Source organism: Sulfurimonas paralvinellae (assembly GCF_014905135.1).
Classification (GTDB): Bacteria; Campylobacterota; Campylobacteria; order Campylobacterales; family Sulfurimonadaceae; genus Sulfurimonas; species Sulfurimonas paralvinellae.
Map to the genome: position 1 here is coordinate 1 of NZ_CP041407.1, position 19,378 is coordinate 19,378.

26 protein-coding genes are annotated in these 19,378 nt (G+C 35.9%); 13 read left to right on the forward strand and 13 right to left on the reverse strand.

The window, feature by feature from the left end; translation table 11 throughout:
* The first annotated feature begins 90 nt into the window (after positions 1-90).
* Positions 91-1,311: an AAA family ATPase gene (locus FM071_RS10410; RefSeq protein WP_193112107.1), complete on the forward strand. Its 1,221-nt coding sequence runs from the start codon at positions 91-93 to the stop codon at positions 1,309-1,311.
* Positions 1,312-1,424: 113 nt separating this feature from the next.
* Positions 1,425-1,841: a secondary thiamine-phosphate synthase enzyme YjbQ gene (locus tag FM071_RS10415; protein ID WP_193112108.1), complete on the forward strand. Its 417-nt coding sequence runs from the start codon at positions 1,425-1,427 to the stop codon at positions 1,839-1,841.
* Positions 1,842-1,853: 12 nt separating this feature from the next.
* On the opposite strand, the gene FM071_RS10420 is transcribed toward FM071_RS10415, so the two are convergent.
* The 3 genes from FM071_RS10420 to FM071_RS10430 are packed head-to-tail and all read right to left on the reverse strand — an operon-like array spanning position 1,854 to position 3,101.
* Positions 1,854-2,288, reverse strand: coding sequence for an NUDIX domain-containing protein (locus FM071_RS10420; RefSeq protein ID WP_193112109.1), 435 nt, complete (start codon positions 2,286-2,288; stop codon positions 1,854-1,856).
* A gap of 23 nt (positions 2,289-2,311) precedes the next feature.
* Positions 2,312-2,596 carry a hypothetical protein gene (locus FM071_RS10425; protein WP_193112110.1) on the reverse strand — a complete coding sequence of 95 codons (285 nt, stop codon included), beginning with the start codon at positions 2,594-2,596 and terminating at the stop codon, positions 2,312-2,314.
* 4 nt (positions 2,597-2,600) lie between these two features.
* Positions 2,601-3,101: a SprT-like domain-containing protein gene (locus FM071_RS10430; RefSeq protein ID WP_193112111.1), complete on the reverse strand. Its 501-nt coding sequence runs from the start codon at positions 3,099-3,101 to the stop codon at positions 2,601-2,603.
* A 188-nt stretch (positions 3,102-3,289) separates the two neighbouring features.
* On the opposite strand from FM071_RS10430, the gene FM071_RS10435 reads away from it, so the two are divergent.
* Genes FM071_RS10435 through FM071_RS10455 form a run of 5 tightly spaced genes read left to right on the forward strand, consistent with a single transcriptional unit; the run spans position 3,290 to position 5,819 of the window.
* Complete coding sequence (locus FM071_RS10435; RefSeq protein ID WP_193112112.1) at positions 3,290-3,652, forward strand: thioredoxin family protein; 363 nt, start codon at positions 3,290-3,292, stop codon at positions 3,650-3,652.
* Between the two features lie 10 nt (positions 3,653-3,662).
* The gene (locus FM071_RS10440; RefSeq protein WP_193112113.1) at positions 3,663-3,938 is read left to right on the forward strand and encodes a hypothetical protein; all 276 of its coding nucleotides are present in this window, start codon (positions 3,663-3,665) and stop codon (positions 3,936-3,938) included.
* An 18-nt stretch (positions 3,939-3,956) separates the two neighbouring features.
* Positions 3,957-4,259, forward strand: a complete 303-nt coding sequence (locus tag FM071_RS10445) for a hypothetical protein (protein ID WP_193112114.1) — start codon at positions 3,957-3,959, stop codon at positions 4,257-4,259.
* Between the two features lie 6 nt (positions 4,260-4,265).
* A complete protein-coding gene (locus FM071_RS10450) occupies positions 4,266-5,000 on the forward strand; it encodes an endonuclease (RefSeq protein WP_193112115.1) in 735 nt (244 codons plus the stop codon).
* Positions 5,001-5,009: 9 nt separating this feature from the next.
* Entirely contained in the window at positions 5,010-5,819 is an 810-nt protein-coding gene (locus tag FM071_RS10455; RefSeq protein ID WP_193112116.1) for a S1 family peptidase, read from the forward strand.
* Positions 5,820-5,957: 138 nt separating this feature from the next.
* On the opposite strand, the gene FM071_RS10460 is transcribed toward FM071_RS10455, so the two are convergent.
* The 4 genes from FM071_RS10460 to FM071_RS10475 form a co-directional block, all read right to left on the reverse strand.
* Positions 5,958-7,127 carry a competence protein CoiA family protein gene (locus tag FM071_RS10460; RefSeq protein ID WP_193112117.1) on the reverse strand — a complete coding sequence of 390 codons (1,170 nt, stop codon included), beginning with the start codon at positions 7,125-7,127 and terminating at the stop codon, positions 5,958-5,960.
* Positions 7,128-7,636: 509 nt separating this feature from the next.
* On the reverse strand, positions 7,637-8,608 hold the full coding sequence (locus FM071_RS10465; RefSeq protein ID WP_193112118.1) for an ABC transporter substrate-binding protein: 972 nt from the start codon (positions 8,606-8,608) through the stop codon (positions 7,637-7,639).
* A gap of 85 nt (positions 8,609-8,693) precedes the next feature.
* Positions 8,694-8,858 (reverse strand): hypothetical protein, encoded by a 165-nt coding sequence (locus FM071_RS10470; RefSeq protein ID WP_193112119.1) that lies wholly within the window; start codon positions 8,856-8,858, stop codon positions 8,694-8,696.
* Positions 8,859-8,869: 11 nt separating this feature from the next.
* Positions 8,870-9,817, reverse strand: coding sequence for a transporter (locus FM071_RS10475; RefSeq protein WP_193112120.1), 948 nt, complete (start codon positions 9,815-9,817; stop codon positions 8,870-8,872).
* Between the two features lie 159 nt (positions 9,818-9,976).
* Here FM071_RS10475 and FM071_RS10480 point away from each other — a divergent pair, with 159 nt between their 5' ends.
* From FM071_RS10480 to FM071_RS10505, 6 genes are all read left to right on the forward strand, one after another.
* The gene (locus FM071_RS10480; protein WP_193112121.1) at positions 9,977-10,759 is read left to right on the forward strand and encodes an ABC transporter permease; all 783 of its coding nucleotides are present in this window, start codon (positions 9,977-9,979) and stop codon (positions 10,757-10,759) included.
* Entirely contained in the window at positions 10,747-11,493 is a 747-nt protein-coding gene (locus FM071_RS10485) for an ATP-binding cassette domain-containing protein (RefSeq protein WP_193112122.1), read from the forward strand. The genes FM071_RS10480 and FM071_RS10485 overlap by 13 nt, the downstream gene beginning before the upstream one ends.
* Positions 11,493-12,734: an NnrS family protein gene (locus FM071_RS10490; protein ID WP_193112123.1), complete on the forward strand. Its 1,242-nt coding sequence runs from the start codon at positions 11,493-11,495 to the stop codon at positions 12,732-12,734. The genes FM071_RS10485 and FM071_RS10490 overlap by 1 nt, the downstream gene beginning before the upstream one ends.
* Positions 12,735-12,771: 37 nt before the next feature.
* Positions 12,772-13,098 carry a YnfA family protein gene (locus FM071_RS10495; RefSeq protein ID WP_193112124.1) on the forward strand — a complete coding sequence of 109 codons (327 nt, stop codon included), beginning with the start codon at positions 12,772-12,774 and terminating at the stop codon, positions 13,096-13,098.
* Positions 13,099-13,196: 98 nt separating this feature from the next.
* The gene (locus FM071_RS10500; protein WP_193112125.1) at positions 13,197-13,631 is read left to right on the forward strand and encodes a putative toxin-antitoxin system toxin component, PIN family; all 435 of its coding nucleotides are present in this window, start codon (positions 13,197-13,199) and stop codon (positions 13,629-13,631) included.
* Positions 13,628-13,855: a YlcI/YnfO family protein gene (locus FM071_RS10505; RefSeq protein WP_193112126.1), complete on the forward strand. Its 228-nt coding sequence runs from the start codon at positions 13,628-13,630 to the stop codon at positions 13,853-13,855. The genes FM071_RS10500 and FM071_RS10505 overlap by 4 nt, the downstream gene beginning before the upstream one ends.
* A gap of 324 nt (positions 13,856-14,179) precedes the next feature.
* Here the strand turns inward: FM071_RS10505 and FM071_RS10510 are convergent, their stop codons facing one another.
* Genes FM071_RS10510 through FM071_RS10535 form a run of 6 tightly spaced genes read right to left on the reverse strand, consistent with a single transcriptional unit; the run spans position 14,180 to position 19,378 of the window.
* Positions 14,180-14,932 (reverse strand): DUF695 domain-containing protein, encoded by a 753-nt coding sequence (locus FM071_RS10510; protein ID WP_193112127.1) that lies wholly within the window; start codon positions 14,930-14,932, stop codon positions 14,180-14,182.
* A 12-nt stretch (positions 14,933-14,944) separates the two neighbouring features.
* Positions 14,945-15,286 carry a hydrogenase maturation nickel metallochaperone HypA gene (gene hypA, locus FM071_RS10515; protein WP_193112128.1) on the reverse strand — a complete coding sequence of 114 codons (342 nt, stop codon included), beginning with the start codon at positions 15,284-15,286 and terminating at the stop codon, positions 14,945-14,947.
* Positions 15,279-16,931 (reverse strand): enoyl-CoA hydratase-related protein, encoded by a 1,653-nt coding sequence (locus FM071_RS10520; RefSeq protein ID WP_193112129.1) that lies wholly within the window; start codon positions 16,929-16,931, stop codon positions 15,279-15,281. The genes hypA and FM071_RS10520 overlap by 8 nt, the downstream gene beginning before the upstream one ends.
* Positions 16,932-16,944: 13 nt before the next feature.
* Positions 16,945-17,943 carry a hydrogenase expression/formation protein HypE gene (gene hypE / locus FM071_RS10525; RefSeq protein ID WP_193112130.1) on the reverse strand — a complete coding sequence of 333 codons (999 nt, stop codon included), beginning with the start codon at positions 17,941-17,943 and terminating at the stop codon, positions 16,945-16,947.
* Positions 17,940-19,088 (reverse strand): hydrogenase formation protein HypD, encoded by a 1,149-nt coding sequence (gene hypD / locus FM071_RS10530; protein WP_193112131.1) that lies wholly within the window; start codon positions 19,086-19,088, stop codon positions 17,940-17,942. Before hypD ends, hypE begins: the two co-directional genes overlap by 4 nt.
* Positions 19,088-19,378, reverse strand: a complete 291-nt coding sequence (locus FM071_RS10535; protein WP_193112132.1) for a HypC/HybG/HupF family hydrogenase formation chaperone — start codon at positions 19,376-19,378, stop codon at positions 19,088-19,090. The genes hypD and FM071_RS10535 overlap by 1 nt, the downstream gene beginning before the upstream one ends.

Here is a 19,378-nt window from a genome sequence, read left to right on the forward strand (position 1 = left end):
TTTTGCAAATTATTCCATGAACATAATTACATTGTTTGCATTTTTATAATTATATGTATATAATACAACAACTAATAAGTATGAGGGAAGATGCAAGAACAAACATATGATATAAATATTGAAGCAACAGTCATATCAAGTATAATATACAACCCTGCCCTGCTAGACAAGTATGCTTCAAAAATCACTGAAAAGCTATTTTTCCTTCCTTTGCACGCTAAAATTATCCATATTATTTTAGATTTTTACAATACTGAAAAAGTCATAGACGAAGAACTTATCCGAAATAAACTTGGACGAGAGTATGAAGATGATTTTATTTATATTCTTACAAAAAACCCTGTAAATCATTTAGAAGACTACTTAAAAATACTTCAGGATTATTCAATAAAAAGAGAGATGCAGGCAGTAGCCTTTGATATTACCAAGTCTCTTCAATCAAATATTACAGGCCTTGAACTTCAGGCCAAGGTCTCCAACCTTACTCAGGAAATAGCGAGTGCCAATACATTAGACATTTTTGAGATCAACAATATAGAGTCCATAGAGGATAAAGAAGTTGATTTCATATGCAGATCATGGCTCCCTATTCCAGTTAGAACTGTCTCACTTGTTACAGCACCGGGCGGTACCGGTAAATCCTGGTTCGTACAACAGTTGGCTATTCGTGCCATTAATGAAGGCATTATAAAAAAAGCATTCCTTTGGCTAAGTGAGGATCCAAAAGAGATCAGTAAAAATCGCTTTACTAAAGTTTTTGAAAAAGTATTGAAATTAAAAGATAATTCTATTAAAAGCAAGATAGACATCAGTGACTCCCCTACTATTCAATTTCTGTATGATGATCAAAGAAAAGTAGAAGTATCTCCCCTCTTCTCTCATTTTAAAGCGAAGCTGCAATCCTATGATCTTATAATACTTGATCCACTAATTGCATTTTACGGTACTGATGAAAACAATAACTCGAGCGCAAGAAGATTTATGCAGCTCTTTACTGATTGGGCTAATAAAGAGAATAAAACTATTATCTTTATTCACCATAGCACAAAGAACACGACACAGAGTAGGGGAGCATCTGCGTTTGTAGATGCCGTAAGAACTGTATATGAAATTGATAAGATACGGGATAAAGAGGGCAATGAACAAGATACCCATAAACGTATTATAAAACTTACTAAAGACAATTATGGAATAAGTAATATTCTTGAAAGTTTCAGTGTACAGCGAGAACTTTTCCCGATAAAGATCCAACACAAAGAAGTCTCATACAAAGATGACTCTTTAGCGTTTGGGATACCAACGGATTTTTAAAAGAGAGGAGGGTAGTAAATAATGCTGTCACATATAGTAAAACTCATTAAACAGATCTTCTCCAAACGTAAATGGGGAGAGAATCCAAGATTCTGATATTATAAACCATACCGATGCAGATATATCAAACAACTATCCGTCTCAAACCTTATAGAAGAGGGTTCCACCTCATTACAGAACATATCGAAGAAGCCCTATCCCTATCAAATATCCAAACAGGTCTTTTGAATCTTTTTATAAAACACACCAGTGCATCACTCACCATCAATGAGAACTGCGATCCAAGTGTCAGAGAGGATATGAAAAATTTCTTCAGTGACATTGCGGATAACAAGTCCTATTACATACATACCTATGAAGGAAGTGACGATATGCCGGCCCATATCAAAACTTCACTCCTTGGCAACTCGCTAACCATACCTGTAACTGATGGAAAGTTGAATCTTGGAACATGGCAGGGTATCTATTTGGGAGAGCACAGAGAGAGTGCTCATGCAAGAGAGATCGTTGTGACCGTTCAGGGAGAGTAGGGCAGGGCAGAGTTATTTGATAGTAGAGTGAAACTTCTGAAGATAATCTCTCAAGATTTCCCCATGATCAAATACCAATGAATCAAGCTTGAGATCTTTTATAGGTACAAGAAAAGCTTCCTTGGCATCATCTGCACCTTGCGGCTTGCCATATGCTTTACAGACATAGACGACACTTACTGTATGAAACCGCTTGTCTCTCATAGGATCCGAATATACGCCAAGCAGCTCTTTGATCTCTACATCCAAAGAGATCTCCTCTTTCATCTCACGAACACAGGCATCCTCTACACGCTCACCTATCTCTACGAACCCTCCTGGAAGTGCCATACCTATTGGCGGATACTTTCTTTGTATGAGAACGATACCTAAGAGCTCCTCAGAGCTGTTATATACTTCGACTATACCATCGGTTGTTAGATAGGGTGTTTTTGGTGTGAAAGCCATTTATGAGCCTTTTATGATAGTTTTTAGAGTCGTCTTGTACTCTTGTCGTGGAACTTGTACCATTTGCATCTCTTCTTATTCTTTATCGCATAGATATTGTAGGTGAACTTTCTGCCGCACTCCTGACACATGAAGGTGGCTCTGTTTTTTGCTTTGTTGTAACGGACAAAGAGAAAATTGCCAAGCTGGTCACCCTCTTTGTAGGGAACCTTTTCATTTTTGTTGTAAGCCTCTTCTGCAAGTTTGGCATCTTCTCTTTGTTTGACGAGCCATGGCGGCTCGATATCCTCTTCGAATTCGTAATCCATAACGCTATTGTACCTTAAAGGGCATCTTGGAGAGAATGATCTCCTGCTGGTCGACATACTGTCTGCAATCTTGACCGCCAAGTTTTTGGCATGTCTCTTTCCATAACTCTGAGTGGCCGCTCTTTTCATTGGAGTTCTTATGAAGATAGAAGAGCAGGGCATGGGCATACTCATGAGGGATAACACTCTCTATCATATAGTCCATACTCTCCTGCATCACTTTCTTATTCAGTAAAATAGTGATACGGCCATTCTCATAAGAGGTAAGGCCGTAGAGTCTGCCGGGTATCTTGTCTGTTATGATGATGGGGAACTCTATTCTAAAGCCGAAGTTCCGTTGCATATGTTCAAGTACATCCTGCTCTTTGTTATGGATCCTTTGAAGATACTCATTAGGCAGTGGATTATGTTTGAAGCTGTAGGACCTGTAGTAGTTCACTCCAAGGATAGAGACTGCAACGAGTATGAGTGAGAGGAAAAAGAGTTCCAGTCTTTTTTGCAGCATATTTTTAGAAGCCTTTATTCATTCAACAGAGTAGTTTGGTTTAGCCAAGATCTTTAATATTTCCCATATTGAGGAGTATATTATACACCGCTTTTTATAAAAATGAAGAGCAGGGATAAGAGCGCAATGAAACTCTAAGTTGTATATTATTACAATACATGCAACTATAGCAACAAAGGCAAAGAGTAATGGTGGAAGTAAAAGAGCTCAGTGACAAGAACTATGTACCCTTTATAGAGTCGACCGATGCAGTCGTCTTTATAGATTTCTACAGTGACACCTGCCCGCCTTGTCAAACACTCCTGACATATCTGCCTAATCTTGCTCAGCACTATAAAGATGAAGATGTCGTGATAGCCAAGGTAAATGCCGCTGACAATCCAAAACTCTCCAACAAGTTCATGGTAAGAAGCGTACCGCTTACTGTAGTTATCGGAAAAGATAAAGTTGTCAAACAGGCCGAAGTAGGGCTGCTAGGACTTGAAGGATATATCAAGATGATAGACAAAGCTCTTGGTAAGGGCGGATTCTTCAAGAAGCTCTTTGGGTAGAGCATAGGCAATGATTCATAAACTAAAGAAGTTCTCAAAACAGATGGGACACGGACTCAAGCAGGAGTACAGAGAGACAAAAGATATTCCTAAACATATCAAGAACAGAGAATATAAAAAAGCGGCAGAGCAGGTGGGTGATATCGGTAAGATGACCTTTCTCTCGGCCTTGTGGATCCTTCCCGGAGGAGGGGTTGTGAGTGCTACGATCGTGAAGTTCTTTAAAAAGATGCGGCCGAGTGCTTTTAGGGAAGATGAAACCAATAAGAACAATGAAATTGCATAGCAAACAGGAGGATGATAGATGAGTGTTGAAACAATGCATATTCCGACAAAGGATCTGCTAAAAAGTTTAGAAGAGGGATATAAAGAGTATAAGAAAGCTATGGAGAGTGGCCATGATGATGAAGACCTTGGACATATTAAAGGGTTCTGTACAACACTCGAACAGATATTAGCTGCATACGGCAAGGTAACATTAACTGAAATGATGGAGATAAAGCGACCGATCATAGGCTCGATTTCCTTAAGAAGGAAAAAACCTAAAGAGGATTATGATATCCCGACATTCATTCGTAAAAAGAGTTCTGTCGATGATGCAGAGTAGGGCAGTATGATATCAAAAATACTATTACTGTTTCTTGCAGCGGCTATAGGAGTGTTCGCAGGCAGCAATGACTCCTTCTCGAGATCGAAAAAAGAGCTGCGTAAAATATATGCCGATCATCAAAGAACGATTTATTGTGACTGTAAGTACAACTATAAGAATAAAAACAATATGATCGATAGAAGATCATGTGGTTATGTGCCGAGAAATGAATACACGAAAAAAGGTAAGAAGAATATCCGTGCAAGACGCATTGAGTGGGAACATGCTATTCCTGCCGAGAACTTCGGAAGACAATTCAGCTGCTGGAGAGAAGGGGATGCGAAGTGTGTGAATTCCAAAGGGAAACACTATAAAGGACGAAAATGCTGCACGAAAGTCAATAAGCAGTATAGGATCATGCAGGCCGATATGCATAATCTTTTCCCTTCCATTGGTGAGCTAAATGCTGACAGGAAGAACTATAGGTATGATTTTGAGGTGGGTGAAAAAGGGCAGTATGGAGAGTGTAAGTTCAATGTGCTCTTTAAACAGAGAAGGGCGAGGGTGCGTGAAGAGATACGAGGTGTTATAGCGAGAGACTATCTCTATTTCCACCAACACTATAAAATGAAACTCTCAAAACAGGAACTCAAGAAATACCAAAAATGGAATGAAGAGTATCCACCATCAGAGTGGGAGAAAGAGCGTAACAGACGTATAGCCAAGTTACAGGGAAATTTAAATCCCTTTATCAAGTAGGATGATGTATTGCGATATCTTTTAATCCTTCTTTTACTGATCATTCCTCTTTGTGCCAAAGACAGTGGCGGGTTTCATGTTCAAAAGGCAGAGGCTGTGACCTATAAAGTTGTCGTCGAAAATAAAGACAATACACTTTCATACGGCAGTGCCGTTGCGATAAGTTCCAAAGGGAAGTTGATAACGGCTTATCATGTCATAGAGGGTTATGTTGGTGAGATAATTGTCCAACACGCTAAAAAGCGCTATAAAGCAAGAGTAGGGCAGGTGAGTGTCGCAAATGATCTGGCATTTTTATACATTCCTGCAGACAATATTCCTTATGCAAAACTCGATACAAATGTAACGCTGGGTGATGAACTTTATCTTTTAGGTGGGGAGAATATCTTATTAAAAGGGATGGTCTCAAAAAATGATCCAAGTGAGTTGCTTATCGACTTGAATACAAAGCCTGGTATGTCAGGTTGTGGAGTGTTTGATGCGAAAAACAGATTGGTTGCTGTATTGTCAAGAGAGAATATCCTAAAACACACCTCTGTTGCCATCAAAACAAATGCATTACAAGAGATAAACGAGAGTTACAGCAACAAACCATCTATCGATTATCAGAGAGATGCCAAGAATTATGATACTTCCTATTGCACCAATAAAGACGATCTAAAAGTATGGGAGAAATTGAGAAGATCGAAAGATCTAAGGATACAGCGATTACATGCTCTGTTTTTAGGTCTTTGCCAAAAAGTGAAAAATAGAGATCTCACTACAGATGCAGCGCAGTATATATTTGAACAGGAAAGACAAAAGTTTGTAGATGAGTAGAATCTATGTATAGATTATTAGGTTTTATTTTATGAATAATTGTCTAGTTTGTAGGAATACTTCAGTTGTAGGTCTTACTATAATGTTTATATTTGTTTTACACAGACAAGATATTTTTCTCAACATAACATACTAAAACTATTCTTCAAAAAATGGCAGCACAGGCCTGATAAGCCTTTCCTCTTCGCTCTTAACGACTTCTTTATGCTGCTGAGCTTGTTCATTCTTAAAAACACCAGTTTCATTTTCTTTGGCTTTGTCTGAATAGATATATATACTTTTTGATGGTTCTATTGATGATATAAGTTCAGAGTCTACTTCATACTCTTTACATCGTAAAGCATCATTTTCAAAAGCTCTTTTGTTTAATATATTGCAGTGCAGTAGACCGCTTCCTCGACCGCTCACATGGCGACATAAATTGCAATTTGAAATCTCTATACCTTGCTTATATGCATTAAAAATATTGTTCTCGTAGTTCATCATGCCTTCGTATATTTCAGAATCAATAATTAGACACTGAAGATCTCTTCTTTTTGTAATATCTTCCAGGTTGGACATCTTAATATTATCCCTCCCACATATATTGCTTTTATTGACGGTAAAAATTGACACATCCCTTGAGCACTCAATCTCACATTCTGTTTCAATTGTTTTTTTCTGAAAATTATAAATACTTACAGCAGGATCGGAGGTGTCTATTTCATGTTTTTTTAGTCCAAAAAGTTCACCTTCAGAGGATATGTTTAGCTCAATAATTCTGCTTCCGCTCTCTATTTTTTTACTATCACACTTGTGAGTGACTGCGATCTCGACAAAGACAACATCTTTGCTATAGGAGGACGAGAGTAAAATATCAGGAACGAAGCCATCATGGGGTTTCTCAATATCTACTGTGTCAAAAACTTTGCTAATATCAAATAGCTCTAAATCATCAGAAACACATATTGCACCATCGATGAGCTTACTATACTTTATGCACTTCTTTTCTACTGGAAGCAGAAGACCAAAAGGTATTCCTTCCTGTATACACTGTTTGTAAGTAGAAGCAAATATCTCTTTCGCGACATAGTGTAGGTATCCTTCATAGGAGCAGTTTGTAGTGTTGGAAATATGATAAAAATGCCATGTGTTCTTACTCCCCATTCTCGTACCCATTCTTGATCCGCATGAACAACAGAAAAAAGGAGTGCTTTGACCTCTGTTTTTATCAGATAGTGAAAACACATCTATTAATAAACCATTTTCATCTAATGCATATCTGTGATTGTGTTGATTTTTCAATTTTGTTTCCTGGGGCTCTTCCAAATAATACTATTTAATTCGAAAGAAATAATAATACCATTTTTGTATGTTTTTATGAAGTTCTATATTTACTATACTCTATATTATGTAGATTGTTTCATATATTTTTTATAGGGTACAGATATGTCAAGAAGAAGATATAGCTATTTGAATTATTTGTTACCAAAAGAGCTTGTTGAAGTCTTCCTTTGGGGTGTTTTTTAGGTGTTTAAAGAATGCTTTTTCTGTATCTTTATTTGCTCTCAATCATGAGTCCTTGCTCTTTTGTTAAAACTTTATTTTGTAATTTTAACTAATTTTGCAGTGTTGCTATAACTTATTGTTCCATAAAACAAATCTAAATAATATATATTATTATTTAATGTTCATTTAAACTCAATAGATATACAATGTGTCTAACTATTATGAAAAAGCTAAGTTTTAAAAATGATGTGATCCGTGCGCTATGGAAGTAGCAAGCACGGTTAATAGGAGAAGAGATATATGAAATTATATTCTTGTTCGACTAAATTCTACTGATAAAAACCAGCGTCAGGTAGTTTACCGCCTATGATCTTTGGATTGTTTTGTTTTAAGACATTGAAAAAGAATTCGAGATCTTTTTTTGCATCTTTTGCAGCAACATCATTGAGTTGGACATGGCTTATACTGTCTGCTACAGCTTCTGGTGTTAGCATCGGAATATATTTATTCACTAATTTTCCTGCTTCTTCTGGGTGAGTTTTGTACCATTTTAAAGCTTTTGCATACTCTTGGTTAAAACGTTTTACGATGTAAGGATCTACTTGACCGACAGTTGCCATGCCTGCTTGTGGAATCTTGCCATCTACATGAAAAACTTCTCCCCACTCTTTTTGCAGATTAGCACTTCTGTATAAGTCAGGTGCTATCAGTTTGAGCGGGAAAGAGTGTGTTTTTCTTAAAGCCATAGAGATAGCAGGTTCTACTAAAAGTGCATTGTCAACTCTTCTCATAATGAGCATCTGCATTGCATCGATAGGGGAACTTACATACTGAATTTTAAAATCTTTTTTAGGGTCAAGTCCCTCTTTTTTAGCGATCTCTTGAAATACGATATCCGGCATATCTCCGCGAAAAGGCATAACAATCTCACATCCTTTAAAATCAGCTAATGTTTTTTTATTTTTATCACGTGTCAGCATGCCTAAGATACCCCAAATAGAAACATTTTGAAGTTTTATATCAACACCTTTGTTGTAAAGGTTGGCAGCTACATTTGTAGGTACAGCTATAAAGTTCGCTTTACCTCTGAGTGTCAAGGCTCTAAGCTCATCGGGTGATTTCCATAAAACGAACTTAACATTTTTGGCAACATCATTTAGGGCACCGCTCTCTATTATTCGTAAGAGTGGATGAGAAACACTTGCCATTGGACCACTTAAAGTAAGCGTGTCAACCTTTTTAAAATCACCTGCATGAAGTGAAAGTGCAACGAATACACCTAAAACTAATTTTTTTAACATTTTTCTATCCTGTTTTTGTAAATGTAATAATTCCCGTTAAGTTTAGAACTCTCAAGTATTATTTGATGAAGATGGAGTAAAAATTTTAGCATAGTAACTCTTTTAAAATCCCATGTATCTGTTTACTAGGTACATCTTTATGCCTCATTGAGACAACTCTCATAAGTGGGCAGAGCAGATCTTTTGATCTGCTGTAACCCGATTTTTTTATGATTGTATTGATCTCTGATTTTAGCTCTATATTAGACATTTTCTTTCCTTTTAAAATAGATAACCAAGCCTACAAACAAATCTCTGTTTTTCTAATGGTTGATACTCTGAGAGATTGTAGTGTGCAAGAAAACTCATACCAACGCCAAGATGAATCTTTGGTTTACCAAACGGTAAAAATTCAACTTCTGGTGTTATGTATCCAACTGTTCCACTGAATGCTTTAAATGGCAGTCTTTGGCGAAGAGCAGGAGTCGTATCATTTCCCATATCTGTTTTAGAGTTATATTTCCCGTTATATTCGATACCTAAGTTAATTTTATCTGTAACAGCACTTGTAAATGATAGATCATAACTGAGTTCATTTCCAAAGTCATAATCATGTTCTGCTTTTGGTCTATAGGTGTACATAGTATTGAAATCAACTCTCATTGTGTCATTTATAACTTTTGAAACACCAAGTTCTGCTTTATATTCATACTCACCGGTTCCCATTTGTGTAGGAAGCGGTGTATTGGTAGTTGCAGCAAAAGGAGGTGCTTTTTTAAAGCCGTCATCTGTTGAACCCGTTGGCAGTTTTACCCCTGCACCGACTGAAACTTGATAGCCATACTCTTTCATAGGTAAAACAACATATCTTCCCATTACTACCATATCACCTACACCTTGATTGTCAATCGCCACATCATTTGGACCTAGTTTGGCCGTTGCCTCAATATGTTTATATGGAAGAACAACTCTTACATCAAAGTTTTTACTTACACCATATTTTGCGACAAGCAGTGTGGCATTTGCTGTTGCATCAAGATGCTCTCTGTTAGTTACTTCATGTGTGCCATCAAACATATGGTCTCTTTTCATATAGATATTTTTAATACCCATCTTAAATTTACCCTCGGGAAGCGTCATAGCACCGCCTTTAGAGTTAATGCCTGGAATTACTTGTGCATTGAGTAGTGTCGCTCCAAGTAAAGAGAGTGTTAATAGTTTCTTCTTCATTATTTTCCTTATTGATATCAATTATCATAGTTGATTGTGAAAGTTTATCGATACTTTTCTTAAGTATAGATAAACTTGAAAGTCATTATCATTATTAACTAAACTTAAGTTTTTAAATACTATACTTCGATAGTAATAATTATTATAAGGAATAGTTTTATGAAATTCTTTCTAAAAATACTCAAAGATTTTCCGGCTTATTTATGGAGTGGGTGGGGTGCTGTTGCTTCCATCTTACTCTTTATAGCTCTGTGGGATGTTGGAAATCAGCTCTATGGCAATTTAGTCCTGCCATCTCCATTAGAGACATTTAAAACACTCTATACGATGCTGCATAGTCCAGATGTTTGGGAACAGATAGATATTACACTCTATCGTGCTTCAGTCGGTTTTGGACTCTCTTTACTTTTTGGTTCTGTTTTAGGTCTTATTGCAGGTTTTTTCGCCACAGCTTCCATGATGAGTCGTCCTATTGTTACGATACTTGTGGGTATGCCGCCGATTGCGTGGATCGTTCTTGCTATGATCTGGTTTGGTATGGGGGATGAGACGGTTATCTTTACTGTAGTAGTTGCCTCTTTCCCTATTATCTTTGTTGGCGCGCTCCAAGGTACGAGAACACTTGATGGTGACTTAAAAGAGATGGCAGAGAGCTTTCATTTTCCATGGCACATGAAGTTTATAGATGTCTATTTTCCACATATATTTTCTTACATTTTTCCTGCGTGGGTAAGTGGGCTTGGCATGGCTTGGAAGATAGTTATCATGGCTGAATTATTAGCGACAAGTGATGGTCTGGGTGCTGAACTTGCTATTGCCCGTAGTCAGTTAGACACGCCTACGGCTTTAGCGCTTGTGACAATTATGATAGGTTCTTTGATGTTTATCGAGTACATAATATTAGAGCCGATTAAAAGAGAGGTAGAGTTATGGAGAAGTTAGAAGTTAAACACTTAACACACCATTTTGGATTTACAGAGATCCTTCACGATATAAACTTTACTCTTAAAAAAGGGGAAGTTTTAAGTATTGTAGGTCCAAGTGGTGGAGGGAAGACAACACTTTTACATCTGTGTGCGGGGCTTTTGGATGTTGAAGAGGGTTCTATTTACAACAGTTTTCAGAGCAGTGCTTTTGCTTTTCAAGAAGGCAGACTTCTTCCTTGGAAGAATGTCATAGATAACATCGCAGTAGGCCTTTTGGCTAGAGGAGACAAAAAAAGTGAAGCTTTGCAAAAATCAGAAGAGATAGCACTGAAATTTGGACTTGAAGAGGATGATTTTGAAAAGTTTCCAAAAGATCTAAGCGGTGGGATGAAACAAAGGGTAAACTTTGCAAGGGCCTTAGTGACAAAGCCATCACTTCTGTTTTTAGATGAACCGTTTTCTGCTTTGGATATAGGGTTAAAAAGGGAGTTGTATACCCATCTTTTAGAGAGTTGTAAAGAAGATAATATGAGCATACTTTTTATTACGCATGATCTGATGGAAGGAATCCGCTTGAGTGATGAAATTTTACTTCTTGAAGCAGACCCTGGCCATATAGTAAAAACCTTTACATATGACACACCAAAAGATAAAAGAGATGATACCTTTGTTTATGAAGAGAGTGCAAAGATACTTCAAGACAAAGAGATTATCCAAACATTTGAATTAAACACTCTGGAGTTGAAATAATGCAAAACAAAGAAGAGAAACTACACGCAACCAATCATTATCTATATTATCCGGATGAAGAGAACATACCTCCCTATCTGGCTTACGGATTTCGTCCTATATTTTTACTTTTAGCTCCTTATCTGATACTCTCAATGGTACTTTGGGGATTTGTCTGGAGTGGCGTTATCAATATACCTTTTATGGACAATGTATTAGTCTGGCATGTCTATGAGATGCTCTTTGGCATACTCACCGCCGGTGTTATGGCATTTTTAACGACAGGGCTTCCTGAACTCTTTCCAGGAACGGTGCCTTTGGTTGGAAAAAAATTAAAGTATGTCATGCTTCTTTGGATAGCAGGACGCATAAGCTTTTGGTTCATAGATATTACCGGTGTTTATCTAGCTGCCATTTTAAACCTTGCAATACTAGGTTGGCTTATCTGGTTTGCAAAAGATGTTGTACTCGATAAACTTCAAAGACACGCCTCTTTAGGATATGCTTTAGTCGCTATTTTTGGTATTGAGAGTTGGTTTTTTGCTTCTATGGCAGGTTTTGCGACAACTGATCCTGTGATGATCTTAAGAGTGGCACTTGGCGTTATTGTAATACTAATTTTACTTGCTATGCGACGCGTCAATATGGAAGCAGTCAATGAACTTATGGAAGATAAAGGGATTGATGATATCTATATCTCCCGTCCACCGCTTACAAATTTAGCAATTTTTTGTGTTGCTCTTTTTACTGCTGTTGAATTTTTCTATCCTAACAACTCTGTTCTTGGATGGATAGGTTTGGCGAGTGGTGCTGCCGTTTTAGCTATTACAAGTGATTATAATCTTAAAGATAAGTTTATATTGAATCAACCTTATGTTATCTATCTTTATTGTATTTATGTTTTGATGGCGCTTGGATATGCACTTATGGGATGGGATATACTCATAGGAGAACCGTACGATATAAATAGTTTTAGACACTTTATAACTGCAGGTGGTTTGGGGCTGGCTTATCTGATGGTCATGGTAACGATAGGATGGATTCATACAGGAAGACATCTTACATCCAACATCTATACGCATCTGATGGTCTTTTTTATTGTACTCGCTACTTTTATGAGGGGAATGATCCCATTTTTTGAAGAGTATTCTATGCAGCTCTATTTTTGGTCTGCCATTGTATGGACTTTGCCATTTGTACTTTTTATAAAAGTGTTTTTTAAGTTTTTGCTTACTCCTAGAGCAGATGGGATTAAAGGATGAGTTATAATAATTTACTCTTTGTATGGGGAGAGAAACAATGATAACGAACATAGGTCTTTTTTTTACAGGAGCATTTTTTGAAATTTTTGGATGTTATTCTTTTTGGCTTTATTTTAAAGAAAATAAGCATTCTTTTTGGCTTGGTATAGGACTTATATCCTTGGTAGTCTTTGCCTATGTTTTAACAAAAATAGATCTTACACATGCTGGAAGGGTATACGCTACTTATGGAGGTATATACATTTTTTCTTCATTGCTCTGGCTCTACTTTGTTGAGAATGAAGTATTAAATAAGTGGGATATTATTGGTTCAATAACTGCATTTATTGGTGTTTTGATAATTTATGTTGGAAATAAATCTTAAGTATATTATCTAATATACTTTAATTGGACTATTGTCTTAAATTAATTAACATAAGGTATATGATTTGACTTATAAAATCATATTGTATATAATATGACATGAAAATAGTAATAGATACAAATGTTGTTCTTGCAGCCTTAATGGCAAAAAAGGGTATTTCCAATAAATTTATGATTTGGTTATTTGAAAACCCAGAGAAAATAAATGTTGTATCTAATACACTTGTAACTGAGTTTGAAGATGTACTTTTAAGAGAAAAAAATAGAAAACTCTATGAGCACTTTTCAAAAGATGATCTTCATTCTTTTATTGATGATATCTGTCTCATATCGCATCATCAAAAGATTAATTTTCTTTGGAGGCCATTTTTAAAAGATATCAAAGATGATATGGTCTTAGAAACTGCATTTAATGCGGGTAGTGAGTATATCATCACATATAATACAAAAGACTTTGTAGGTGTAGAAGATAAGTTTTCTATAAAGATCATTACACCAAAAGAGTTTTTAAAAATAACAGGAGTGTTAACATGAATTATGCATTACGAATACCAGATTATTACAAAGATGATATCGAGAGCGTTAAAGGCAATGTTTCTTTAAATCAGTTTATTGTTAATGCGATTGCTGAAAAAGTTGCATCATTAAAAACATTGGATTATCTTGAGCAAAGAGCAGCTAGAGGTTCAAGAGAACATGCACTTAAAATGCTAAAAAATGCTTCAAATAAACAACCAAATGATCTAGATAGTTTTTAAAAGAATAGAGTATTATTTTCAATAGAATATACCTTATGTTAATCAAATCAATTTGTTTTCCTTGATTCACTCCTGTTAAGTTTTAAAGCATCTCTTAATTCATAGTACTTTTTTAAAGAGTTTTTATAAATTGTATTTTGGATTATATTTTATAATCTCGATCTTCCTACCTGAAATCAAATCAATACTTCGTCCTCTTCTAGTGCATTTAGTTACTTGCCTATCTGTAAAGAATTTAAATTATATTATCAACTCTTTATCTTTTGAGCCTAATAAAACTTTTAGCATATAAACTATTTTGTATTTACAGCTGGAATATCTACTTTATGTTTTTACTAGAGAACATTCCCATCCATCATACATTCCATTACAACTTGTGCTTATTTCAATAATCTTCATAGTAAGTTCATCAATATTATAAAAGAATGGGCTGTCTATTCGGTAAAACTGTACTCCATGCATTGTTTCATTGTTAAATGGTACTTCAAACTCTTTTTGGCATTGAAATCCTTCATTTTCAATTTTTAGTTTGAAATTTTGGCGTTCTTCATCATTCTTAAAATATGCTTTATGCTCAATCGCACGTTCCATATGTAAGTTATCACCTTTCTCTTGTAACGCATTGCAAGTATGATGGTTGGTTATTATCTGCCACTCAGCAACTGTTGGAAAAAGAAGTTTTTGGTAAACTTCCCATTCCATATCCATTCGAGAACCAAATTCATAAACGTACTCTGGAAAATGTTTCATGGCTGTAGATACAGTATCACTCCATTCAAAGTCCATTTTTAAATAATATATAAAAGTTACTTCTCCTTGAGAGATAATACGTCCTATATATTTGCCACTGCGCCAGCGGAGTGATTCCAATTCAAGTCTATCTTCTATAAAACCAACATCATTACTCTCTTCATCAGTGACCAATCCATTCTCTTTAGGATCATGTAACTTGATTTTCACAAATGCTACATATATAAATTCAGGATTTGGTACCCCATCAGCTACGCCCGCATTAAAAGAGATCATTGCCGGATGCCCTTCAATTGGTTTCATATACGCTTCCCAATATTCTTGCATAGTTTTTCCTTTTTATTCCATTTCTAAACTCATGAGGAACATATCTTCCCCATCAATTACATTTACATCAGTTGAGCCGCATTCTTGGCAACAATAGTGAATTTTTTCAAGTTCATTTTCTTTTTTACATTGGTTACACACTATTTTCAAAGCTTGTATATTCATAATAAACTCTGCTCCATCACACACAGTCTTCTCTTTAAAAGTATTAAAAGCAATCTCCAAAAGATGTGCTTCAATACCGCTCATAACACCAATTTTGACAACTATCTTTGTGACTTTCTGAGCATCATTTTTTTCCGCTACATCTTCTATCTGTTCAAGTAAAGCTTGAACAACACTGTACTCATGCATCTTCTCTTCCTTTTTTAGCTGCTATTTTCAATCTTTTAGGTGTCACCAATGGACAGACTTTATATACAAACTCATATCGCAATTTGTGAAAATTACTCTCTTTGTCCCAAAACTCAGAATGCATAACAGCTATCTCATTTTCTCTAGCCTGTTCAATCAATTGTTTATTTTCTTCTAAATAGTCCTCTTTTTCCCAAAGAAAATCACCACATTGATCTTCATTCGAAACTATCTTTTTACAAAATCTTTGTAAATTATCCATATAATCTGCATGAGAAAAGACTTTATCAACCATACCAATACGTTCAGCCTCTTTTGCTCCAATAGGCAAACAAGCATCTAAAAGTTCCTGTGCTTTTTCTTCTCTCACCCGTTTAGGCAATGTATATGTGTGATATTCACTACCACTGAGTCCCAATGTTTTATAATGAGGGTTAAGAATTACTATCTCATCAGCGATGACATAATCACATGCTAAAGCCAAAAAGACTCCTCCTGCTCCAGCATTTTTATGGAGTGAGGCGACAGTAACAACATCATCTGCAAAAAGTATACTTTTTACAAGATCATTCATTGCATTGATATTGCTCCATCCATCCTCACCATTTTTCTTGCTGTCTTCAAGGAGATTGAGATGAATTCCATTACTGAAAAAATCTTGCCCACCCATAAGTACGACAACTTTTGCTTCTGTTTTTATATATTCAAAAGCATATTTCAATTTCATACATTTATCACTGCTAAAAGCACCGTTATGAAAATTGAAATGTAAATACGCGATTTCATCTTTAATGTTACAGCTTATTTCATAAAAAGTTTTATAACTTTTATCAAATATAAGAGGCAGTCTCTCCTCTTTAACGCCTTTAAGTCTATCTTTAAGAACATAAGTTGCCGGAAGTTTAAACTTTGTCTCTTCTTTAAGATGTGTTATCCAAATGGCACCGTCTATTGTACTCAGACATATAGCACCATCTCTCTTTGCTACTATTTCTTTGGGGAAATTCCCTCGTAAACGCTCTTCTTTCCAAGCTCCGTATAATCTAACTTTGAGTCCAAGTATTTCATCTTCTATACCAGGAAAACTATCATAGGTATATACTTTTTTCACTATCTCTTCAGTTGTGTCATTATCCCAATCTATCTGATAATTTGGATCTTTGTTTAAAGCTAAAGAAACATCTTGTTGTTCTTTTTTATTGGCGATTACATTTTCAAAAAACAAATCTAAAACTGATGCATAACTGCTGAGGACTTCATTACGATATAAACTGGCTTTATAGGTATTTCGAACTTCAAAATTTTTCTGTACATAAATATCTCCACCGTCAAAAAGGGCATTGGCTTTTAAAATAACAACTCCCCATTCTTTTTTTCCAAGAGCATTTTCCAGACTGTAAGCACCTCTGTCACCAAGTGGACCCGGATGAAAAATATAAGTCGGATAATTTTCATAAATTGATTTTGGAATATAATCTCTTAGATAGGGAGAAAGTATAATCTCAGGAGAAAAACTTTCAATCTCTTCATCACGAGAAGCAGAATTTGCATACACAACATCAACAATATCCCCTCTTTCACACAAGTAAGTATATACTAACTGAGAGAGCGAATTAAATGTTGAAACAAGCAATGTGATTTTCATATACGACAATTACCTAGCAGATACGAGGTAATAATTCTCCTGTAGGTGTATCTAAAAATCTTTTTGTACCATATGAGCTTAAAAGCAATACTTTACCAAGATAAGCATCACTGACATTTGCAATTTGTACGGCATTATCTGAGTTTTCAAATCTATGAAGTACTTCAAGTGCTTTTTGCTCATCCTCTTTCTTAACGGCTAGGACAAAAGTCCCCTCATTTGCCAAATTCACAGCTTCAAAGCCTAGCATTTCACAAATTCCATACACTTCTTGAGAGACAGGCAAGGCATCTTCTTCTACTTCTATACATATATTTGACTGTTTTGCCCATTCGTTAAGGACTGCACTTACGCCACCTCTAGTTGCATCACGCAATGCAGTTATATTTACATCTGCTTCAATAAGAGCCTGCACTTGATGTGTTAATGAAGCACAATCACTTTGAAGATCTGAAGAGAGTTCAATACCCTCACGCGCAGCAAAAATAGTCGCCCCGTGTCTTCCTAAATCACGAGATACCAAAATGACATCTTTTTCAGAAATATTGTTAGAGCTAATTCCTTTTTTTTGAATCTCTCCAATACCTGTTGTATTTATAAAAATTTTATCTACACTACCTCGAGGGACCACTTTTGTATCACCACTGACAATAACAGCACCATTATTTTCAAGTTCTTTTTTCATACTGCGAACAATTTTTTCCAACTCTCTTGTTGCAAATCCCTCTTCAATAATAACACTACACGTAAGATATTTTGGTTTTGCACCCATCATAGCCAAATCATTACATGTACCGCAAACTGCAAGTTTTCCAATATCACCGCCAGGAAAGAAAAGTGGACTCACTGTAAAACTATCAGTACTAAACGCAAGTTCTCCATTTTGAATCACTGCGGCATCTTCAGATTTTTCTAATATATCATTTTTAAATGCTTTGTAAAATATTTTAGAAATGAGTTCATTATTCTCTTCCCCGCCATTTCCCATAGCTAATGTTATCTGCTTATTCATTTTAATAAATTCCCGTATTTATAATATGCTGCACACGCACCTTCACTACTGACCATGCATGAGCCTAAAGGCGTTTGTGGCTTACATGCTGTACCAAAAATTGTACACTCATTCGGCTTTGCCATACCTCGTAAAATATCACCGCAGATACATAGTTTATGATCCTCTATCTCCTGACGAGGTAAAATATCTGCATATATTTTCTCTGCATCGATATGTGAGAACTCTTCTTTAAGTTTATACCCACTCTCTGGAACATTTCCTAGTCCACGCCATTTAAACAAAGATGCTTTTTCAAAATACTTCTCTATAAGAGCCTGTGCTTTGAGATTTCCATCGAAAGAGACCAAACGCTTATATTCAATTTCCAATTCACAACGATTTTCATTAAACTGACGCACTATCATTAAAATGGCTTCCATAATATCCACAGGTTCAAAACCTGCTACAACAACAGGACGACCATAATCACGTGGAAATTTTTCATAAATCTTACTACCCGTTATTACACTTACATGGGAAGGCCCAAGAAATGCATCAATTCTATTATTATAACTATCTACATGTTCATCTCGTGAATCTATAAGTTCAACCATAACTTCAGGAACAGTCACATGGTTTATATGAAAATAGATATTAGTAATATTACGTTTGAGAACAGTTTCAATAAGTGCTGTTGTCATAGGAGTGGTTGTTTCAAATCCTATAGCAAAAAATATAATTTTTTTATCCGGATTTTCTGCCGCAATTTTGAGAGCATCCAAAGGAGAATAGATAAAACGTACATCTGCGCCTTTTGCTCTTGCATCTTGAAGACTTCCCTTACTTCCCGGTACCTTTATCATATCACCAAGTGTAACAAGGATTACATCTTCCTGTTCCGCCAAGATATATGCATGATCAATACGTTCTTTTGGCATAATACAGACAGGACAGCCTGGCCCATGTATGAAATTGATATTTTCAGGTAAAAGCTGTGGCAGACCAAACTTCATAATAGAGTGTGTATGTCCACCACATACTTCCATAATATTTATAGGATGAGGAAGTTTTTTTGCCTCTTCATGAATAAGTTTTGCAAAGCCTTCAATGACCTGGGGGTTTCTAAAGCCTTCATACAAATCTTTTAATTGCAGTTCCCCCATTATGCATCTCTATTAGGGCAGTTATCATCTTCTTCCACTAAGTGCCGCCTCTCTTCTTCATCAAGTTTTTCAAGAATTTCACTATATACTTTTAAAGATTCAAGTGCATCGGATTCATCAATCTTATTCATAATGAATCCAATATGCAGTAAAACATAATCTCCAATCTGAACATCGCCATCTTGCATCAACTCCAATCCAGCTTCACGTTTCACACCCATAGTATCTACAGTGGCAACATTTCTCTCTAAATCTATCTCAACAACTTTACTAGGTATGGAAAGGCACAT